Here is a 19,526-nt window from a genome sequence, read left to right as displayed (position 1 = left end):
GGGATGCAGCTTACTTCAACCTCAGGAGAAATTCATGTCCGCTAAATTTACGGTTACTTCCACTTTGCTCGCCAGCGCCGTTGCCGGTATGCTCGCCTCTGCGGTTCATGCCGCGCCGCTAACCAAAGCGGAAGCCGATGCCGCTGTTGCCGCGAAAAAAGAAAAATGTTACGGCGTTGCGCTGAAGGGCCAAAACGACTGCGCCGCCGGTCCTGGCACGACTTGCCAGGGTACATCCACCCAGGACTTTCAGGGCAACGCCTGGAAATTCGTTCAGGCCGGCACGTGCAGCAAAATTGAGGTCCCTGGCGGTGGTCACGGTTCTTTAATGCCCGTCAAGGCCTGATCCAGGCAGCCGGAGAGGACGACCGTGTACGATTTTCCAGAGCACTCCCCTGCAGTCACGTTCGACGGCATGAGCGGTCGATCCCTTCCTGCCGGCGCGACGACACGGCTGCTGGCCGGCGTCAGTTTCAAGCATGAACATCTGCGGGCGATACAGCAGGATACGCTGACGGATGCGTTCTTTGAAGTTCATGCGGAGAACTATATGGGGGAGGGCGGGCCGCCGCAACAGGCGCTGGCGGCCATCCGCCGGGATTATCCGCTGTCCGTTCACGGTGTATGCATGTCGATTGGCGGACCGCAAGTGCTGGATTCCAACCATTTGCGCCGGTTTGCCGATCTCGTGCGCCGCTGTGAGCCGCTATTGGTATCCGAACATCTGGCCTGGTCAGCTTATGACAACACGTTTTACAACGACTTGTTGCCCTTGCCTTACACGTCCGATACGCTACACACCGTCTGTGATCATATCGATCAGGTCCAGGTTGCGATAGGCCGATCACTGCTGATTGAAAACCCGGCCACCTATATTCAATATGCGTCATCCGAGATGAGCGAAACCGGGTTTCTGCGCGAGGTTGCGCGTCGCACGGGTTGCGGTCTGTTGCTGGATATCAATAATGTCTATGTATCTGCAATCAATCATGGCTTTAGTGCAGAGACCTATCTTGCTGATTTTCCGTTAGATCGGGTCGGGCAAATTCATCTGGCCGGCCATTGCGCGCAGGAGGATGATGAAGGGCAGCCATTGCTTATCGATAGTCATGATGCTGAAGTGGCGCCTGCGGTATGGGATTTATATAAGCAGGTCATTGCCAGTACGGGGCTTGTGCCGACATTGGTCGAGTGGGACAGCCGTTTACCGGCCTGGCCTGTTCTGGAAGCGCACAGACTGCAGGTGCGCGATTGCCTGCTCGCATGTGCTACATCGAACGATTCCCTGTATGAAGAGGCGGGTTATGGCATATGACTATGCAGAAGCATTCAGCACGGGCCTGTTCAGGCCTGATTTTCCCGTGCCAGAAGACATGATGGTTGGCGCAGGCAAGGGGGTGCAGAGCCGATACAACGTTTATCGAAACAATGTGACTGTGAGTCTGATCGACGCACTGGCGGCGGTCTACCCTGCAGTGCAGCGGATTACCGGCACGGCGTTTTTCCGTGCGATGGCGCGCTTTTATGTACGTGCTCTGCCGCCTGAGTCTCCCCTGTTGTTCGAGTACGGGCGCAGTTTTCCCGACTTTATTGAGTCTTATGAGTTCGCGCAGGACATGCCCTGGCTGGCCGATACGGCTCGTATCGAGCGTGCGTGGCTTGACGCCTATCACGCGGCTGACAGGCCGGTAATGGTTGCCAGGGCACTGACTGCCGTGCCGCCGGCCGCACTGGCAGACTTGCGGTTTTGCGCGCATCCTGCCGCGCGGATCGTGCGTTCGATTTATCCGGCGGTCGCCATTTTTGTCATGAACAGGCGCGAGGGGCCCGTGTCTTCTATGAAGTCGAGCGCAGCGGAGGATGCGCTCATTACGCGCCCGGAGCAGGAGGTTATTGTGTCACGTCTGCCCGCTGGCGGCGCTGTCTTTTTATCCTCATTGCTACAGGGCCTATCCCTGGGGGTGTCCGCAAGCAAGGCATTTGAACAGGCTCCTGAGTTTGACCTGTCGGGCAATCTGGCGGCAATGATCACGGCGGGCGTGTTCACCGGCATAAATCTGGAGATGTGATGGCTATGTCAGAATATCAAACTGAATCTGCCACTTTAACGGTGGGGCCGTCTAACCGGCTGGACCGGGTGATCAGGCGGGTGGAGTGGATCGCGCAACCATGGCTGGTGCAAATGCTGTTGCGCCTTGCCATCGCCGTGCCGTTTTTGAAGTCCGGCCTGCTCAAGTGGGACGACTTCCTGCAATTGAACGAGACGGTAATTTATCTGTTTACTGATGAATTTCGACTGCACCTGCCTGGTGGCCCATACGCCTTCCCGGCCCCTGCTCTGGTGGCCTTTCTGGCTGCGTGCGGCGAAGTTTTCCTGCCGTTGCTACTGATCCTTGGTCTGGGCACCCGGCTTGCCGCCCTGGGGATTGTCTTGATGACAATCGTCATTCAGATAACCGTGCCCGAGGGCTGGCCTGTTCATCTGACCTGGGTGGCAATAGCGCTGGCCATTGCCGCCTTTGGACCGGGGCGGCTGTCCGTTGATTATTTGCTGGGCGACCGCAGGCTGCGGTCCCGATGATGATGCAGCGAGTATGAGAACAGAAGATCTGATTGCAATACTGGCGCTAAACCTAAAGCCGGTACGGGCAGATGCAGTTGGCAAGCGTCTGGCCCGGGCACATTTGCTGGGGCTGATTGGTGGAGCGGTTCTGCTTGTAGTGGTGTTCGGTGTCAGCAGCGATATGCCGGAACAGATATTGACGCCGCTGTTTTGGTTGCGTTTGGCGTTTCCGCTGGCAATGATTGCCGTCGCCGTCACGCTGGCGGAGCGTCTGGTGCGGCCAGGTGTCGCGATTACCTCGGCGTGGCTGATGACCCTCTTACCCATGCTCACGATGATGCTGGGTGTGATATTTTTATTATGGCTGCACCTGCTGAATATCGCTTGAAACTGGTTTCCAGCAGGAACTTGTGGGGCACGACAATAGGCAATACTATGTTACTTTCCGTTCCTTCCTTTATTGCCATGATCCATGCCATGAAAGGACTTGCTCCCACTCGCCTTGCTCTGTCCGGCGCTGCAGCAGGTTTACTGGCCGGTGCGCAGGGTGTGCTCATCTATGCCCTGTATTGTCCGGATATGCCGGTTCCCTCCTGGAGTGTGCTGCAGATTACGGCAATATTTATCACAACCGGCATCGGCGCTGCATTCGGCCCGATCTGCATAAAATGGTAGGGCCTGGCGCGCAAGGGGTGGATCGCACCGCCCGGACTGCGAAAGCGCAGGAGACCGAGAGCCGGCTCAGGGCATTGTTTCTGGCCGGACTTGACGGCGATTCCCAATGTTATCACGCCTTTCTGCAGGCTCTGGGAGGGAATTTGCGTGCCTTCCTGCGCAGGCGGTTAAGTCATATTCCGGACGAGATTGAGGATATCGTGCAGGAAATTCTCATTGCGGTGCACAACGCCCGGCATACCTATTTGCCTGCACAGCCGCTAACCGCATGGACCTATGCCATTGCCCGATACAAAATGGCCGACTATCTGCGCGGTCGCTATCGGTATGAAGCATGGAACGAACCGCTGGACAGCCAGCAGCAGGAACTTTTTTCCGAGTCCGATCACGAGGCTGCCCAGGCGTGCCGCGATCTGGATAAACTGCTGTCGCAATTGCCGGATCGCTACCGCCTGCCTATTGTGCATGTCAAGCTAAAGGGCTTGAGCGTAGCCGAGGCCGCGCGCGAGACAGGGCTGTCGGAATCGGCGGTAAAGGTTGGCATACACCGAGGCCTGAAGGCCCTGGCTGCCAAAATACGAGGTACAACATGAAAACAGATGATCTGGTTAGCCTACTAAGCAATAGTGGAGGGGCTGCAGACCCAATGATGGTGTCCAGCCGCTACTGGCAGGCGATGGTGATAAGCACAGGCGGCGCTCTCATTCTGCTATTGATCGGCTATGGCTTGCGCCCGGACCTTTCGGTCATGCTGGGTACGCCGCTATTTTGGGCCAGGCTGGCATTTCCGGCCGTGATTGCCGTGGGTGCATTGATGGTGGTTGCGCGTCTGGCGCGGCCAGGCGTATCGGTTGGTCGAAGCTGGACGGTCATGGCGCTGCCTGTGATTGTTGTGATCGTGGCTGCGGTGCTGACGCTGGGGCTTGCGCCTGCCTCAGAACGGCTGAGCATGGTCCTGGGGGCTACCTGGCGCAGTTGTCCGTTTAACATTGCTTTTCTGTCTATTCCGGGCTTTATCGCCAACTTCTGGCTGCTCCGGAACATGGCGCCAACCCGCCTGCGCGTTGCCGGCGCGGCTGCCGGGTTGCTGGCCGGTTCGGCGGCAACTATTGTCTACTGTCTGCATTGTCCGGAGATGGAGGTGGCGTTCTGGGCCGTCTGGTATATCGCTGGCATGCTGATTCCGGCTGTCATCGGCGCGGTGCTGGCCCCCCGGCTGCTGCGCTGGTAAACGCGCTCAGCAGGAATGGAGGGGTGCGCAATCCCTATACTTTCGCCGGTCGAAGACTTATCAGGATAATCATCGCACTGAGCGCCGCGGCGACGCTCAAAAATGCGAATGCCGCTGCAAACCCTGTACTTGCAGCAATGATCCCCGTTAACATGGCGCCAACTCCGGTGCCTAAATCAAACGTTACATTCCACAGGACAGACACCTGAGCCAACCGGCTGTTGCCGGCAAGCTGGTAGGCGCATACCAGTGTTGCACTTTGCATGCCGCCGTAGGAGATTCCCAGCAGGGTGCTGCCAAGATAAAGCGCTGTCAGACCCCAACTGGTGTTTGCTGTGTGCACCGATGCACCGAGCGCCGCCATGCCCAGACAGCATGCCAGGGCAAGGCCGAAGATCAGGTATCGGGCAGGATAACGGTCGCTCATTGAGCCTAATGCCCAGCGGGTAGGTGTCGCAAAGCCGGTCAGGCACAGCAGGGCGATGGTGGCAGAGGAGGCGTCGGCGGTAATCTGGCTGGCAAATGTGAGGATGGCACCGCCGCTGCTGGTCACAATCACCAGTGATAGTAAAACCGGCGAAATCACGGCAAAGGTGGATTTGCTATGCGTGCTCGCGTGCATGGCGGATGTATGCTGCTGCGTGCTGCGCTCATTCAGCAGACGGCCAAGGGCTTGCGTCCAGAACAAACCCAGTACCGGCAGGGTGGCGATGAGCGTGACCACCAGTTTACCCATCAGTTGCTCAAGAATGGGTGCCGATGAGACCAGTACCAGTTGCGGCCCCGCTACCGCCAGTCCATAGATGCCAACGGCTGCACCACGCCTTGCAGCAGGCACCAGCAGCGCAATAGCGGTTGCGCCACTTACAGTCAGGATACCAAAACCAATACCACGAATCGCGCTTGAGAGCAGAATGACCGACAGGGCAGACGAGGTCGCTTGTAATAGAGCAGGGGCGCCAAGCGCCAGCAAGCCCGTAGCCAGCAACGGGCCCCAGCCGAAGCGCTTGAGTGCCCGGTTAACAGACAGTTGGGTCAGGATGGTGAAGGCCATCAGAATGGCTGTCACACTGCCCGCCGCGGCTTCGCTGGCGCCGCCCCGGATCGCCCAGTCTGGCGACAGTGGCAGCAGAATACTGAAGCTGCCAATACCCAGCGCCACCACCCACATGAGTGCGGCAACACCGGGAATCCGGAGTAGTGTTACGTTTTTATCGGTCTCGGTCACATCGTTGCTCCATGCATGACCCGGTATTATAGCCAAGGCACATGAACGCTGTCCCCGGGGGCACGTGAGCCTGTCCTGGTGAGCGCAGTCTCAATGCGTGACCGATTTGGAGAACAGCTGAATAATTACAATGCCAAGTGCAATGAACAGCATGCCGACAATAGCCGGCAGATCAAGTCGCTGTTTGTAAATCAGGAATGACATGATCGATACAAGAAAAATACCCATGCCGCCCCAGATCGCATAGGCGATGCCAATATTCATTGTTTTTACGACTTGTGACAAACCATAAAAGGAAATGGCATAACCGATCACCACCACTATGCTCGGGCCTAATTGGGTGAAGCCGTGAGAGGCTTTCATCATCGTGGTGGCAAGCGTTTCGGCGCAGATGGAAATGGCAAGAATAAGATAGATATTGAGCATAGGTCCTCGGGGGAAAAGTGGTTTTGGTCATTATATAGATTCGCAATAATGGCTAATGATATCGCTGCGGTCTATGCAAAGCCTCTCTTTGCCTGTGCAACTTCAATGGATTATCCAGGATTTCCCGCAAGCCGGAGCGTCTGCAGGGCAATATGCCTGTTTGCAAAGCAAAGCAAAGCAAAGTAAAGCAAAGCAAAGCAAAGCAAAGCGATGCGCCTGAACGCTTAATGTTACGCATATTCGTGCTCAAATCGTTAAATAATAAGACACTCCGTCGCGGGTGCTCAGTCCGCTTTTCTTGTTGCGAATCATCCAGATAGAAAATAAAAGCAGAAAAAATCGCGTTGCTATGTGATTACAAATGCAATTATTTTAAGATGCCCTGTAATGACCTCCCTGTTGAAAGCGCGAAGAATGACGGTGCAATCTTTGCAAACTTATCTTCAAAAAAGGAAGGATCTATGACGAAAAGTATGACTCGCTCTCTGTTTCTGGCTGCCACTTTCGCTGGCGTGGTTGGGTTGGCCGGTTGCGCGGGCAACGGCTATGATTCCGGGGCTTCTACATCAACGGACGCCAGTGCACAGGCACCCATGACATCTGACGGGTCAACTGCGGCACCAGGGACCACCGCCCAGCCTATGCCAACGTCACCTGCGCCAACAGCACAACCTTAAATTACAGGCCAGGGCAATAGTAGCGTCGGACGGATGCAGGCGTCATCGGTCCATAACGCACTATTGCGTATGACATAGATCGGGATAGGGCAGTGTGTGCCGTATCCCGATGTGCGCTAATATGTGCTTAGCGTGCGTTATTTTTGCGGTACCAGCCACTGACAAAACAAAAAATTCCAATCGAAATGGATTGCTGCCTTCATGCTTACGGTTGCATAGCGCACCTGCGCGACCGGTAAGGATGTAAACTGGACAGGTGTCACTCATGTGTGCCGGTCGTACCGGTCCCTGTCCACATTGTCCGATTCAAGGAAGGCTATGAATTCGCCCAAACGTCTGCGCTCCGCAAATATTACACAAGGCCCGGCTCGCGCGCCAAATCGCTCCATGTACTACGCGCTGGGATACAAGGAAGAAGACTTCGTCAAGCCCATGGTCGGCGTGGCCAATGGCTATAGCACGATCACGCCCTGTAACAGCGGCTTGCAGAAACTGGCCGATGCGGCGATTGCGGCGATCGAGGCCTCGGGCGGCAATGCGCAGGTGTTTGGTACGCCCACCATCTCCGATGGCATGGCCATGGGGACAGAAGGCATGAAGTATTCGCTGGTGTCGCGTGAGGTCATTGCCGACTGCGTGGAAACCTGTGTACAGGGCCAGTGGATGGATGGTGTCGTGGTTATCGGTGGCTGTGACAAGAACATGCCTGGTGGCATGATGGGCATGCTGCGCGCGAACGTGCCCGCCATCTATGTGTACGGCGGCACGATTTTGCCAGGGCGCCTTAACAATAAGGATCTGAATATCGTCAGTGTGTTCGAGGCCGTAGGCGAGAATGCAGCGGGTCGCATGAGCGATGAGGACCTGCGGCAGATCGAACTGCATGCCATTCCCGGCCCGGGCTCCTGCGGTGGCATGTACACCGCCAACACCATGAGTTCTGCGTTTGAAGCCATGGGCATGAGCCTGCCGTCATCGTCGACCATGGCCAATGTGCATGACGAAAAAACCGATTCTGCCGGTGAATCGGCCCGGGTGCTGCTCAAGGCCATCGAGCAGGACCTGAAGCCGCGCGATATCGTGACCCGCCAGTCTATCGAAAATGCCGTCAGCGTTATCATGGCAACCGGCGGCTCGACCAATGCGGTATTGCATATGCTGGCCATCGCCCATGCGGCCGGTGTCGACTGGAGCATCGATGATTTCGAGCGCGTGCGTCAGCGGGTGCCGGTGATTTGTGATCTTAAGCCTAGCGGGCAATACCTTGCTGTGGATTTTCACAAGGCGGGTGGTGTGCCGCAGGTCATGAAGATTCTGCTCAATGCTGGTTTAATCAACGGCGATTGCATTACGATTACAGGCCAGACCATCGCTCAGATGCTTGAGAGGGTGCCGGATACACCAGCGGCAGATCAGCAGGTGATCAGAACGATCGAGCAGGCTTTGTACAAGCAGGGCCACCTGGCCATTTTGAAAGGCAATCTGTCACCCGAGGGTGCGGTCGCTAAAATTACCGGCCTGAAAAATCCTGTGATTACCGGCCCGGCGCGGGTCTTCGATGATGAGCAGTCGGCGCTGCAGGCGATTCTGGATGGCAAAATCAAGGCTGGTGACGTCATGGTGCTGCGTTACCTGGGCCCAAAGGGCGGCCCCGGCATGCCGGAAATGCTGGCTCCCACTGGCGCGTTGATTGGTGCGGGCCTGGGCGACTCGGTCGGCCTGATCACCGACGGCCGCTTCTCGGGCGGAACGTGGGGAATGGTCGTGGGTCATGTCACACCGGAAGCGGCCGTAGGTGGTACCATCGCTCTGGTGCAGGAAGGTGATTCCATTACGATCGATGCACATCAACTATTATTGCAATTGAATGTGCCCGAGGCTGACATTGAGGTGCGGCGGGCACGGTGGACGGCGCCCAGGCCGCGTTACACGAGAGGCGTGCAGGCCAAGTTTGCATTCAATGCCTCAACGGCAAGCACTGGAGCGGTGCTGGACAAGTTCTGAAGAGACTCTGTCCGAATGATGACTATGTTGGCCAGCGCGCGTTGCCACTGGCAGTGGTGGCGTGCCGATCTGGTAGTATGTGAGAGGCTAGCCGAAAGCAGCCTGGTATCTTCACTGCATCTGCTTTTTCCAAGACATCAACTATTTCAGAGGTCATTCCATGAGTGCGCTGGCACAAGCGATTAATGCCTTTGCCCAGATCGACGGGGATCACGCGACGCCTATTGCGGCACTCTCGTTTCATCGCCGTCAATCACCCACCGAGCCGCTGCATTGCGTCTATGGTTTTGGCCTGGGTGTGGTTGTGCAGGGCGCCAAGCAGGTTACGCTTGCAGACCGGGTCGTTGAGTACGGACCGGGTCAGTGTCTGCTGGCCACCATGGATCTGCCTGTCTTTTCATGCATCACTCAGGCCAGCCAGCGAGAGCCGTTTCTTGGCCTGATGCTGGCGCTGGATGCTCATTCGATTGTGCAGATGGCAACTGAAATGCAATTGCTGCGGCCGGAAAAAGACAGCACCTGTCAGCCAGTTACGGTTCAGGCACTGGATAATGCACTGACCGATGCCCTGATCCGTCTGGTCAATTTGCTGAATGAGCCAGCGCTGGCACCTCGCCTGGCGCCGTTGATTCAACAGGAGATCACGATCCGACTGCTGACCGGTCCTCACGGTCCGCAATTATTGCATTTGGTGGCGGTAGGATCGCCCAGTCAGAAAATTGCCCGGGCCGTCACCTGGCTCAAACAGAACTACACCCTTCCGATGCACGTTGATGAACTGGCGGCCTATGCGGGAATGGGATCATCTACGTTCAGGCACCATTTTCGCGCCATTACCGGCATGAGCCCATTGCAGTTTCAAAAGCAACTGCGCCTGCAGCAGGCGCGCCAATTGATGCTCAACCAGAATCTGGATGCCGGGCATGTGGGCGGGCTGGTGGGATATGAAAGCGCATCCCAATTTAATCGAGAATATAGCCGCCTGTTTGGCGAACCGCCTCACCGTGATGTCCGGCGTATGCGAGTGAGTGCAAGCCCGTCTTCTCAGTAGGGCCTTGTCGTTGCGTGCATTGCAATTGTGTGCATTGCAGCATTGTGCGCATCCGGCGCGTATTTGCAAAATTTAATTGGTTCAGCGGATCAGGCAAAAATTACAGAGAATTGGGCAATTTGTCCTGTGCTTTCGAATTTATAATCATTTGACATCCCAGGCAAGCTGTCTGCTGTGGCGCTGCGTGCGGGTACCACCTCGTGTTTGCTCCGTGTCGGACTGATCCGGTCATCTGCAATAGCAGATCAGGCAATGGCGGTTTGTGCGTTGCGCGATGATCAGTGACGTGCCTGTTCCTTTTTTCCTTCCCCCTCCATTCTGCTTCGCGGTCAGTCGTTGCGAATTTCAGATGCAATTTAAATACGGAGAGCTATCTCATCATGAGTACCCTCAATATCAATGGCAGTGACCATACTGTTGACGTCGATCCTGGTACGCCGGTGCTTTGGGCCTTGCGCGATTCGCTGGATATGACCGGAACCAAATTCGGCTGTGGCGCTGCTCTGTGCGGCGCCTGTACCGTACATCTGGACGGGCAGGCCATCCGGTCCTGTGTCACGCCGATTTCGGCTGTCCAGGGGAAAAAAATCACCACCATCGAAGCGGTAACCGACGGCAGCGATGCTGTGGGTGCCGCTGTTCATGCGGCCTGGGTCAAGCATGATGTGGCGCAGTGCGGCTACTGCCAAAGCGGCCAGATCATGAGCGCAACCGCCTTTCTCAAAACCAGACCAAAGGGTAATCCGCCCACTGCTGCGGAAATTGACGCAGCTATGGCCGGCAACATTTGCCGTTGCGGCACCTATACACGCATCCGCGCTGCTATTGCCGATGCTGCCCAAACCCTTGCCTGATCGGAGCCTTGCATGTCGAACACTACATTTCATAGCGAGTTGCCACGCGCACTGCAACATATTCTTGAACAGGGCCAGACGGCCAGCCGCCCGCCGCTGGCCCGGCGCCGTTTTCTGAAAATCGTCGGCGCCGGTGGCCTGGCGATAGGCGCGTTTCCCCACATGCTCATGGCGCAGGAAGCGGAAGGCACTGCCGCCTCAGTGCTTAAGCCTGGTCAGCAACCGTCTGCATTCGTGCATATTGCACCCAGCGGCGAGGTAACCGTGACGATCAACCGCCTCGAATTTGGTCAGGGCGTGCAGACTGGCTTGCCGATGATTCTGGCCGAAGAGCTTGATGCCGACTGGAGTCTCGTGCGCAGCAGCAACGGCAGCAACGATGTGGCCTACCAGGATCCGCTTTTTGGTATGCACCTGACGGGTGGTTCTACTTCCATCAAGCACAGCTATACCCAATACCGTGAGCTGGGCGCCCGCGCCCGGGCCATGCTGATGTCTGCGGCAGCACAACGCTGGAATGTAGAGGTCGCCAGCCTGCGCACGCAAGAGGGGGTTGTGCTGGGCTCCGATGGCCGCAAGGCCGGTTATGGGGAGTTGGCCGAAGCTGCAATGGCGCTGCCTGTGCCGGAGAAAGTGACATTGAAAGACCCAAAAGATTTCCGCATTATTGGCAAAGCAACGACCCGGATCGATGCAAAAGCCAAGAGCAGCGGCCAGCAGGATTTCGGTATCGATATGAATTTGCCGGGACAACTGACTGCAGTGGTGGCGCACCCACCCGTATTCGGCGGCAAGCTGGCGTCTATGGATGATGCGGCGGCGCGCGCCGTCAAGGGTGTCAAGGCGGTACTGCGCGTTGCTGTTGATGGCGGCGGGCAGGGTGTAGCCGTTATTGCCGAGGGCTACTGGCAAGCCAGGCAGGGGCGCGATGCGCTTAAACTGCAATGGGATACGTCCACCGTAGAGAAAGTAGACAGCGAAAAACAACTGACTCAGTACCGGGAAATGGCAGAAACGCCTGGCCCTCGCCTGTACGAAGCTGATATGTCACCTCTGGCTTCAGCGGCACATAAGCTGGATGCCGAATTTGTGTTCCCGTATCTGGCTCACGCGCCCATGGAGCCGTTGAACTGCACCGTTCAGACGACAGAGAAAGGTGCGCAATTGTGGGTGGGTACGCAGATGCCGGGCTTTGATGCCATGGCTGCTGCCCGTGTCCTGGGTCTTAAGCCTGAGCAGATTCAGGTGCATGTACAAACCGCCGGCGGCGGGTTTGGCCGACGCGGTGTGGGTACGAGCGATTTCGTTGTGCTTGCCTGCGAAGTGGCCAAGGCCGCAAGGACGGCAGGTCTGGATGCGCCTATCCGTACGTTATGGAGCCGCGAAGACGACATCAAGGGCGGCTACTACCGTCCTGTGCATTTGCATCGCGCCCGTATCGGCTTTGACGACAACGGCAAAGTGCTGGCCTGGGAACACGCGCTGGTGGGACAATCCATTGTCGCCGGTACACCGCTCGAATCCATGATCAAAAACGGTATCGACTCAACGGCAACTGAAGGCATGCGTGACCCATACCCAATACCGATGCAGTTGACGGTACATCACCCCAAAGTGAATGTGCCCGTATTGTGGTGGCGTAGCGTCGGCTCTACGCATACGGCTTTCGTCATGGAAACGCTGATCGACGATATTGCGCGGACGACCAAACAGGACCCGGTTGCCTATCGTATGGCACTCTTTGGCGACAAAAGCCCGCGCCACAAGGCAGCGTTGCAATTGGCCGTAGAGCATAGTGGCTATGGCAAGACCGCTTTGCCAGAAGGCCGTGCCTGGGGCGTCGCTGTGCATGAATCCTTCAGCTCTGTGGTGGCGTATGTGGTAGAGGCGTCGGTTAAGGATGGCAAGCCCGTGCTGCATCGGGCGACTGCCGGCGTACACTGTAATCTGACCGTCAACCCGCGCAGCGTGGAAGCTCAGGTGCAGGGGGCGGCCATCATGGGGCTGTCGATGTGCCTGCCGGGCGCTGCCATTACATTGAAAGATGGCGTGGTGCAGCAGAGTAATTTCGGTGACTTCAGCGTGCCGCGGATTACCGACGCGCCGGAAATCGCCGTGCATATTGTGCCCAGCGCGGAGCCTCCCACTGGCATGGGGGAACCGGGTCTGCCACCGTTGGCGCCGGCCTTTGCCAATGCTATTGCCAGTATTACCGGCAAGCCTTTGCGCACGCTTCCGTTTAAATTGAGCTGAGCAGGAAAGTACGGTTAAAAGCAATCGCCCCGGAAGACAGATGTCATCCGGGGCGATTTTTTGGTTTTAAATAGCGCAGCAATTGCGTTGACTGCAACGATTGCAGGACAACCAGGCAGGATGTTGATTAGTCTGGCTGCCTCTTGCGTGCCTTCACCGGTATGTCATGCTACGAATCACGCGGCCAGCGTGGCGTTATCGATCACAAAGCGATACTTCACGTCGCTCTTGAGCATGCGTTCGTACGCATCATTGATCTGATTCGCACTGATAAGCTCGATGTCTGCGACGATACCGTGTTCAGCGCAGAAATCCAGCATTTCCTGAGTCTCTGGAATGCCGCCAATCATGGAGCCGGCCAGTGTGCGCCGTTTCGTGATCAGGTTGAACACCTCTGGCGATGGGTGTGGTGTAGCGGGTGCACCGACCAGCGTTAATGCACCGTCACGTTTAAGCAAGCTCAGAAATTCATCCAGGCTATGTGGTGCGGCTACGGTGTTGAGGATCATATCGAAGCTGTTGGCGTGGGCCTGCATTTCTTCTGCATTACGCGATACCACGACTTCGTCTGCCCCCAGCGCCCGGGCATCTTCACGCTTGGACTCGGAGGTGGTAAAGGCCACTACATGCGCGCCCATTGCATGTGCAATTTTGATACCCATGTGGCCCAGGCCGCCGATGCCCACAACACCTACTTTTTTGCCCGGACCGACATTCCAGTGGCGCAACGGCGAATAAGTGGTGATGCCGGCGCACAAGAGCGGCGCGACAGCAGCCAGTTGCGCTTCAGGATGGCGGACGTGCAGTACATAGCGTTCATGCACTACGATCTGTTGGGAATAACCGCCCAATGTATGGCCGGGCGCATCGGCTGTCGGAAAGTTGTAGGTGCCGATCATATTGTCGCAATAATTTTCCAGCCCTTCAGCGCAATCATCGCAATGCTGGCAGCTGTCTACAATGCAGCCAACGCCAACCAGATCGCCGACTTTGAAGTTCGAAACGTGTGCGCCTGCCGCTGTTACGCGACCAACGATCTCATGTCCCGGTACGCAGGGGTAGAGCGTGCCGGCCCATTCAGAACGTACCTGGTGAAGATCGGAGTGACACACGCCACAATAGGCGATGTCGATCTGCACGTCGTGTGCACCCGGCGCGCGACGGGTAATGTCCAGGGATTCGAGGGGAAGATCGCCCGCATGGGCGCCATAGGCTTTGACTTTCATGGTATTCATCCTTAAAAGTTGATGAGGCTCAGGCGTGTTATACCGTATCCGAGCGTGAGGTCTGGTAAATCAGCAGGGCCGCAAGCAGCAGCAGGCCTGCGCTTGCAAAAAAAGTACTGTGGTAGCCACCATGATCCAGCAGCACGCCGCCCAGGGTCGAGCCCAGTGCAATGGACAGCTGAATGATTGCGACCATTAATCCTCCTGCTGCTTCTGCATCCTGTGGTAGCGTGCGGGCGATCCAGGACCACCAGCCCACGGGGGCAGCGGTAGAGATGAAGCCCCAGAGGCCAAGTAAACTGATGGCGGTAGCAACAGTGCCACCAAAAACGATCAGGGCAAGGGCGGTGGCAGCCATCAACAGGGGAATGGCAATAAGGGTTGTATAGAACTGCCATTTTAATACCGTACCGATGACTGTGGTGCCGATAAAGCCCGCGATGCCGATGACAAGCAGCGCAAGTGTCACCGCAGGAGCCTGAGCCTGTGTTACGGTTTCCAGGAAAGGCCGCACATAGGTAAAAAGCGTGAACTGTCCCATAAAAAAGATACCGACACCCAGCATACCTAACCGGACGACCCTGCTGCGAAACAATGTGAAGATATTGAGTGAGCCACCGCTGCGCTGCCGGGCCGGCATGGCTGGCAGGCTGATCCATTGCCAGGCAAATGCAATCAGGGCAACGGGCACCAGGCAAAGGAAAGCGCCGCGCCAGCCGACAACCGCACCCAGATAACTGCCAAGTGGGGCCGCCACCACGGTAGCCAATGCATTGCCGCTGTTGAAGATCGCCAGCGCTCGTGGTACCTGGGAGGCTGGAACCAGTCGCATGGCTGTCGCAGTTGACATAGACCAGAATCCGCCAACGACTACGCCAATGAGCGCGCGTCCTGCCATATAGATCGTATAGTTTTGCGCCAGTCCGACGATCGCGCCGGAGATGGCCATCAGCGTCGTTAATACCAGCAGCAGCGTTTTTCTGTTCACCGCGCCGGCCAGTGATGAGATAAACAGGCTCGTGATGACGGCGAAGGCGCCTGATATGGCAATACCCTGGCCGGTCATGCCCTCGGTAACACGCAGATCGGCGGCGATCGGTGATAACAGGCTGACGGGCATAAATTCAGACGCAATAAGCGCAAAGACGCACAGTGTCATCGCGAAAACGCCGCTCCAATAGGCACTGGTGGTTTCTGCTGCGCTGACGGATTCGGTAGCGTTGCGGGGCAGGTCTAATACTTCAGTTGTCATAGTGTTCTTTGATGGGTGATCGCGTAGTTAAATTGGATCAGGGCATGCATTGCATGCAAGAGGCGGCGGCAGTGTGCTTGCAGGTGTCCCTAACGTGCCTTATACAGGCGCGTTGCCCCTGCACCCGGCGCACCGGACAAGTTCGCTGAACTGAAAACCAGCAAGCCCGGAATCGGGGTGCTAATCAACGTCCACAGGGCGTACCGTAAACGCATCGCGGCGGCACAGAGCAACTTTTTCATAGCACGTATTGTGGCAAAAGCACTGCGTTATGACTAGCTAATGAATGCTGAAAAGGCTTATAAGCTATACTAATTAATAAAATTTACAGGAAATTGAGTGCATGGCCAGGCGTAATCTGAACGATCTTGTCTCTTTTGTGACCGTAGCGCGCGAAGGGAGTTTTACGCGTGCCGCTGCAAGGCTAGGTGTCACGCAATCGGCACTAAGCCAGGCGGTCAGCGGTCTGGAGTCCCGCCTGCAAATCCGCCTGCTGACGCGTACAACGCGCAGTGTGTCGGTGACGCCCGCCGGCGAGCGTTTGTTGCTGGCTATCGGCCATCGTTTCGATGAAATCGAGGCCGAGCTGGATGAGTTGACCGCCCTGCGAGACAAACCGGCAGGCACCGTAAGGATCACTTGTGGCGATCACGTGTTGCAGGCCATCCTGTTGCCCAAGCTGGTGCCTGTGTTGCGCGAGTATCCGGATATCAAACTGGAGTTTGATGTGAATTATGGCCTCCGTGATATTGTGGCGGATCGATTCGATGCCGGTGTACGCCTGGGCAATACCATTGACAAGGACATGATTGCCGTACCCATCGGCCCGCCCTTGCGTATGGCCGTGGTGGCTTCACCAGACTATTTTGCAGAGCACCCGGTGCCGCGCAAGCCGCAGGATCTCATGGCGCATCGTTGTATCAATCAGCGCATGCAAACGTCTGGCGGGCTGTACGTATGGAACTTCGAGCGTCGCGGCAAGCAGGTCAATGTGCGTGTGGATGGCCCGCTGATCTTCAATACCACGCAGCCTCAGGTGGACGCTGCGCTGGCCGGGCTGGGTATCACCTTGCTGCCCGAGGACGAGCTGATGCCACATATTGAATCGGGTCGCCTTGTGTCTGTATTGCAGGACTGGTGCCCGCCCTTTACCGGTTATCATCTTTATTATCCCAGTCGTCGCCAGCCGTCTACTGCGTTCTCGTTGGTGCTCAATGCATTGCGTATCGGCGCAGCGGGCCGTTGAATGTTTTGCCCAAAATATAAACTGTCAGTGAGCACTTCAGTGCCTTGTGAGCCTGATGTAAAAAAGCCCCTGCGATCGGGCTCGGATCGCAGGGGCTGTTGGTGACGACAGCCGGTGTTTACCGTCGTGGTCAGCGATTGACCAGCCTGGCCGGGAAGGCCGCCAGCACCAGAACGGCGTTGCACACCAGGCACACGGCAAAGAACCACAAGGCTGCATGTGCCGTGCCTGTCAGGTCGGTGGCCCAGCCGATCAGCGAGTTGCTGACCAGGCCGGCAATATTGGCGATCGAGCAGGCCAGGGCAAACCCGGTGGCTGCTGCAGTGCCTTTAAGAAAGGTCGCGGGCAGGCTGAAGAATACCGGCACCGCACCCAGCAGGGTGCACGAGGCAATGGTAAAGGTGACAACGGTCAGGATCAGGTTGCTCGAGACAAATGTACTGAAGGTCAGGGCAATGGCGCCTACGGTAAGAGGAACCGCCAGGTGCCAGCGACGCTCGCGAAAGTAATCGGAGCTGGCGCCGATAGCCAGCATGCCGATCACACCTGCAATACTGGGTATGGCTGTCAGCAAGCCGATATCAAAGGTGTCGGTGACCCCCGCGTTACGGATAAACGAGGGCATCCAGAAGCCGATGGCATAGGCACCCAGCAGAATCGAAAAATCAATACTGCCCAGCATCCATACTTTGAGATTGAAAAAACCGTCTTTGAATGAATGCTTGCTGTGTTTGCCTTCGGCATTGTCATGATCCAGATCACGCTGCAGCAGTGCCCGTTCTTCACTGTTAAGCCACTTTGCCTTGTGGTGATTGTCTGGCAGAGCCCAGAACGTCAGGAGACCCAGCAGCACACTTGGAATGGATTCGAGCAGGAACAGCCACTGCCAGCCGCGCAAGCCATGCAACTGGTCAAAATGGTTCATGATCCAGCCCGAGAGGGGCCCGCCGATCACGCTCGATAGCGGCAGGCCAATCATGAACAGGGCAATGATTTTTCCACGACGGTAAGTGGGGTACCAGGTTGTCAGGTAATACAGGACGCCAGGCAAAAAGCCCGCTTCGGCGGCGCCAAGGATAAAGCGCAGGACGTAAAATTGCGTGGGCGTGGTAACGAACATGGTCAGGCCGGACAGAATGCCCCAGGTGATCATGATGCGTGCGATCCACATGCGTGCGCCCACTTTTTCCAGAATCAGATTGCTGGGCACTTCGAAAATAATGTAGCCGACAAAAAACAGGCCTGCGCCCAGGCCATAGGCGGTGACGCTAAACTGCAGATCTTCCACCATTTGCAATTTGGCAAAACCGACATTGATTCGGTCCAGATAGGCTGCGAGATAACAGAAACACAGAAAGGGAATCAGGCGCCAGGTAATTTTGGTATAAAGGTCCCGGTTTGTTTCGCCGGTCTGGAGCAATGGTGGGTTTGAAGTGGTCGAGTTCACGACAAATGTCTCCTGGAAAGAGGGGGGCGTATGGCGGGCGTTTATGCCGGATGACAGGGATGGCGCGGTCATCCGGATACGGGCCGTGTTTTATGACGTTGCGTTGGCGTTTTGCGTCGTCAGATCCTGCTCGTACAGATCGTAGCCGTAGACCCACGCGGGATCTTCCTGCTTGAGCAGGAAGGTGTTTGCATTCGAGACCGACTGGACCTTGGAAGCGCGCTCCTTGCGATTGGTCTCATACAGTTCGAAGGCGGTTCGATAATCGCTCAGACCGGTAGCTTCAAGACAGCGGGTCAGCATGGCAGCGTCTTCAATCGCCATGCAGGCGCCCTGCGCCATGTGGGGTTTCATGGGATGGCAGGCGTCTCCCAGCATGACCAGGCGGCCCCGGCTCCAGATGGGCAGCGGGTTGCGGTTGAGCAGAGGCCATTTGGTAATGTTCTCTGTCGAACGGATCAGGTTCTGTACGGTCGGGTTATAACCCTCGAATGCGGCGAGCATTTCTTCCTGGGAGCTATCCACAAATGAGCCCTGGAAATCCCAGGCTTCATGCGGGACACCGGTAACGAAGTAATATTCGTCGCGCTTGCCGGTGGTGTAATAAACCATCATGTGGCGATCTTCGGTCCACCACTTGACGCAATCTTCGAATTCATCGGCAAACTTGACCAGATTTTCGCCGCGTATCAGTGCACGATGAGCGACCCAGCCGCTATAGGTGGGTGCTTCGACGCCCAGCAGGGTTTCGCGGATTTTTGAATAGATGCCGTCGGCGCCAATGACAATATCGGCGGTAACGCGGGTGCCGTCAGCAAAGCCCAGTTGGACTTGATCGCCATCGTCTTCCAGCGTTTCCAGTTTCTTGCCAAAGTGAACGGTTCCTGGTTTGATGCTGGACATTTGCAAGGCATGCATATCGCCGCGGTGAATGGTGATATACGATGCGCCATATTCTTTTCTGGCCCATTCACCCAGGGGAATGCGGGACAAATATTCGCCGCTGTTGCCATCGCGGCTGAACCAGAAATCCGGATGTGAGCCCATTTGTTCCAGTTGTTTTTCCAGCCCCATGCGACGGAACACTTTCATGGCATTCGGGCCGACATGGATGCCGGCGCCCAGTCGCGAAAATTCTGGCGCCTGTTCATAGACTTCGACTTCAAAGCCTGCGTTCTGCAGCAGCGTGGCTGCTGCGGCTCCACCCAGGCCGGCGCCCACGATCGCAATTTTGACTGATTCTTTCATAACATTACTCCTGACTATCTGATTCAAGTTCATTTCGCATAAACAAAAGTGTACACACTTATTATTAGGATTAGAATAAAAACGAATTGGGGTTTACGAGCAGTTCACTGATTTTGATGTAAGTAAAAATAAACAGATGATGTCG

The 19,526-nt window shown here is 56.4% G+C and carries 18 protein-coding genes and 1 pseudogene; 13 read left to right on the top strand and 6 right to left on the bottom strand.

All coding sequences use genetic code 11. The features are described 5' to 3' along the window. The first annotated feature begins 34 nt into the window (after positions 1-34). The 7 genes and pseudogenes from MIM_RS16445 to MIM_RS16415 all read left to right on the top strand — a co-directional run bounded on the left by MIM_RS16445 (position 35) and on the right by MIM_RS16415 (position 4,469). The gene (locus MIM_RS16445) at positions 35-346 is read left to right on the top strand and encodes a BufA1 family periplasmic bufferin-type metallophore (protein WP_025373857.1); all 312 of its coding nucleotides are present in this window, start codon (positions 35-37) and stop codon (positions 344-346) included. 69 nt (positions 347-415) lie between these two features. Further along, entirely contained in the window at positions 416-1,315 is a 900-nt protein-coding gene (gene bufB, locus MIM_RS16440) for an MNIO family bufferin maturase (protein WP_042071638.1), read from the top strand. Continuing rightward, positions 1,290-2,069, top strand: a complete 780-nt coding sequence (locus tag MIM_RS16435) for an HvfC/BufC N-terminal domain-containing protein (RefSeq protein ID WP_025373855.1) — start codon at positions 1,290-1,292, stop codon at positions 2,067-2,069. Before bufB ends, MIM_RS16435 begins: the two co-directional genes overlap by 26 nt. 5 nt (positions 2,070-2,074) lie before the next feature. Further along, complete coding sequence (locus tag MIM_RS16430; RefSeq protein ID WP_025373854.1) at positions 2,075-2,581, top strand: DoxX family protein; 507 nt, start codon at positions 2,075-2,077, stop codon at positions 2,579-2,581. A gap of 13 nt (positions 2,582-2,594) precedes the next feature. Then, positions 2,595-3,238 (top strand): annotated as a pseudogene (locus MIM_RS23695) (DUF1109 domain-containing protein). After that, positions 3,232-3,831 carry a sigma-70 family RNA polymerase sigma factor gene (locus tag MIM_RS16420; RefSeq protein ID WP_042070449.1) on the top strand — a complete coding sequence of 200 codons (600 nt, stop codon included), beginning with the start codon at positions 3,232-3,234 and terminating at the stop codon, positions 3,829-3,831. Before MIM_RS23695 ends, MIM_RS16420 begins: the two are co-directional and overlap by 7 nt. Further along, positions 3,828-4,469: a DUF1109 domain-containing protein gene (locus MIM_RS16415; protein ID WP_025373852.1), complete on the top strand. Its 642-nt coding sequence runs from the start codon at positions 3,828-3,830 to the stop codon at positions 4,467-4,469. Before MIM_RS16420 ends, MIM_RS16415 begins: the two co-directional genes overlap by 4 nt. 34 nt (positions 4,470-4,503) lie before the next feature. Here the strand turns inward: MIM_RS16415 and MIM_RS16410 are convergent, their stop codons facing one another. Together MIM_RS16410 and MIM_RS16405 are read right to left on the bottom strand one after the other, a co-directional pair. Further along, positions 4,504-5,697, bottom strand: a complete 1,194-nt coding sequence (locus MIM_RS16410) for an MFS transporter (protein ID WP_025373851.1) — start codon at positions 5,695-5,697, stop codon at positions 4,504-4,506. A 90-nt stretch (positions 5,698-5,787) separates the two neighbouring features. Further along, positions 5,788-6,123, bottom strand: a complete 336-nt coding sequence (locus MIM_RS16405; RefSeq protein WP_025373850.1) for a DMT family transporter — start codon at positions 6,121-6,123, stop codon at positions 5,788-5,790. A gap of 461 nt (positions 6,124-6,584) precedes the next feature. Here MIM_RS16405 and MIM_RS22965 point away from each other — a divergent pair, with 461 nt between their 5' ends. The 5 genes from MIM_RS22965 to MIM_RS16385 all read left to right on the top strand — a co-directional run bounded on the left by MIM_RS22965 (position 6,585) and on the right by MIM_RS16385 (position 12,962). Then, positions 6,585-6,800 (top strand): hypothetical protein, encoded by a 216-nt coding sequence (locus tag MIM_RS22965; RefSeq protein WP_025373849.1) that lies wholly within the window; start codon positions 6,585-6,587, stop codon positions 6,798-6,800. 318 nt (positions 6,801-7,118) lie between these two features. Beyond that, a complete protein-coding gene (gene ilvD / locus MIM_RS16400; protein WP_025373848.1) occupies positions 7,119-8,804 on the top strand; it encodes a dihydroxy-acid dehydratase in 1,686 nt (561 codons plus the stop codon). Positions 8,805-8,964: 160 nt separating this feature from the next. Continuing rightward, positions 8,965-9,855, top strand: a complete 891-nt coding sequence (locus tag MIM_RS16395) for an AraC family transcriptional regulator (RefSeq protein ID WP_025373847.1) — start codon at positions 8,965-8,967, stop codon at positions 9,853-9,855. A gap of 380 nt (positions 9,856-10,235) precedes the next feature. Beyond that, a complete protein-coding gene (locus MIM_RS16390; protein ID WP_025373846.1) occupies positions 10,236-10,709 on the top strand; it encodes a (2Fe-2S)-binding protein in 474 nt (157 codons plus the stop codon). A 12-nt stretch (positions 10,710-10,721) separates the two neighbouring features. Beyond that, complete coding sequence (locus MIM_RS16385; protein WP_025373845.1) at positions 10,722-12,962, top strand: xanthine dehydrogenase family protein molybdopterin-binding subunit; 2,241 nt, start codon at positions 10,722-10,724, stop codon at positions 12,960-12,962. A gap of 176 nt (positions 12,963-13,138) precedes the next feature. Here MIM_RS16385 and MIM_RS16380 read toward each other — a convergent pair whose 3' ends face one another. Beyond that, the gene (locus MIM_RS16380; protein ID WP_025373844.1) at positions 13,139-14,188 is read right to left on the bottom strand and encodes an NAD(P)-dependent alcohol dehydrogenase; all 1,050 of its coding nucleotides are present in this window, start codon (positions 14,186-14,188) and stop codon (positions 13,139-13,141) included. A gap of 37 nt (positions 14,189-14,225) precedes the next feature. Continuing rightward, positions 14,226-15,440 (bottom strand): MFS transporter, encoded by a 1,215-nt coding sequence (locus MIM_RS16375; protein WP_025373843.1) that lies wholly within the window; start codon positions 15,438-15,440, stop codon positions 14,226-14,228. 343 nt (positions 15,441-15,783) lie between these two features. On the opposite strand from MIM_RS16375, the gene MIM_RS16370 reads away from it, so the two are divergent. Next, positions 15,784-16,686: a LysR family transcriptional regulator gene (locus MIM_RS16370; RefSeq protein ID WP_025373842.1), complete on the top strand. Its 903-nt coding sequence runs from the start codon at positions 15,784-15,786 to the stop codon at positions 16,684-16,686. Between the two features lie 130 nt (positions 16,687-16,816). Here the strand turns inward: MIM_RS16370 and MIM_RS16365 are convergent, their stop codons facing one another. Next, a complete protein-coding gene (locus tag MIM_RS16365) occupies positions 16,817-18,133 on the bottom strand; it encodes an MFS transporter (protein WP_025373841.1) in 1,317 nt (438 codons plus the stop codon). A 90-nt stretch (positions 18,134-18,223) separates the two neighbouring features. Next, positions 18,224-19,381 carry an FAD-dependent monooxygenase gene (locus MIM_RS16360; RefSeq protein WP_025373840.1) on the bottom strand — a complete coding sequence of 386 codons (1,158 nt, stop codon included), beginning with the start codon at positions 19,379-19,381 and terminating at the stop codon, positions 18,224-18,226. Positions 19,382-19,526: the final 145 nt, after the last annotated feature.

Origin of the sequence: Advenella mimigardefordensis DPN7, from assembly GCF_000521505.1 — a bacterium.
GTDB classification, from domain to species: Bacteria; Pseudomonadota; Gammaproteobacteria; order Burkholderiales; family Burkholderiaceae_B; genus Advenella; species Advenella mimigardefordensis.
The sequence above is the reverse complement of the archived record's forward strand: the minus strand, read 5'-3'. Positions and strand labels throughout refer to the sequence as shown.

Coding starts and splice junctions, on each gene's coding strand:
- MIM_RS16445 (WP_025373857.1), top strand. CDS start 35: ATGTCCGCTAAATTTACGGTTACTTCCACTTTGCTCGCCAGCGCCGTT.
- bufB (WP_042071638.1), top strand. CDS start 416: ATGAGCGGTCGATCCCTTCCTGCCGGCGCGACGACACGGCTGCTGGCC.
- MIM_RS16435 (WP_025373855.1), top strand. CDS start 1,290: ATGAAGAGGCGGGTTATGGCATATGACTATGCAGAAGCATTCAGCACG.
- MIM_RS16430 (WP_025373854.1), top strand. CDS start 2,075: ATGTCAGAATATCAAACTGAATCTGCCACTTTAACGGTGGGGCCGTCT.
- MIM_RS16420 (WP_042070449.1), top strand. CDS start 3,232: ATGGTAGGGCCTGGCGCGCAAGGGGTGGATCGCACCGCCCGGACTGCG.
- MIM_RS16415 (WP_025373852.1), top strand. CDS start 3,828: ATGAAAACAGATGATCTGGTTAGCCTACTAAGCAATAGTGGAGGGGCT.
- MIM_RS16405 (WP_025373850.1), bottom strand. CDS start 6,123: ATGCTCAATATCTATCTTATTCTTGCCATTTCCATCTGCGCCGAAACG.
- MIM_RS22965 (WP_025373849.1), top strand. CDS start 6,585: ATGACGAAAAGTATGACTCGCTCTCTGTTTCTGGCTGCCACTTTCGCT.
- ilvD (WP_025373848.1), top strand. CDS start 7,119: ATGAATTCGCCCAAACGTCTGCGCTCCGCAAATATTACACAAGGCCCG.
- MIM_RS16395 (WP_025373847.1), top strand. CDS start 8,965: ATGAGTGCGCTGGCACAAGCGATTAATGCCTTTGCCCAGATCGACGGG.
- MIM_RS16390 (WP_025373846.1), top strand. CDS start 10,236: ATGAGTACCCTCAATATCAATGGCAGTGACCATACTGTTGACGTCGAT.
- MIM_RS16385 (WP_025373845.1), top strand. CDS start 10,722: ATGTCGAACACTACATTTCATAGCGAGTTGCCACGCGCACTGCAACAT.
- MIM_RS16380 (WP_025373844.1), bottom strand. CDS start 14,188: ATGAAAGTCAAAGCCTATGGCGCCCATGCGGGCGATCTTCCCCTCGAA.
- MIM_RS16375 (WP_025373843.1), bottom strand. CDS start 15,440: ATGACAACTGAAGTATTAGACCTGCCCCGCAACGCTACCGAATCCGTC.
- MIM_RS16370 (WP_025373842.1), top strand. CDS start 15,784: ATGGCCAGGCGTAATCTGAACGATCTTGTCTCTTTTGTGACCGTAGCG.
- MIM_RS16360 (WP_025373840.1), bottom strand. CDS start 19,381: ATGAAAGAATCAGTCAAAATTGCGATCGTGGGCGCCGGCCTGGGTGGA.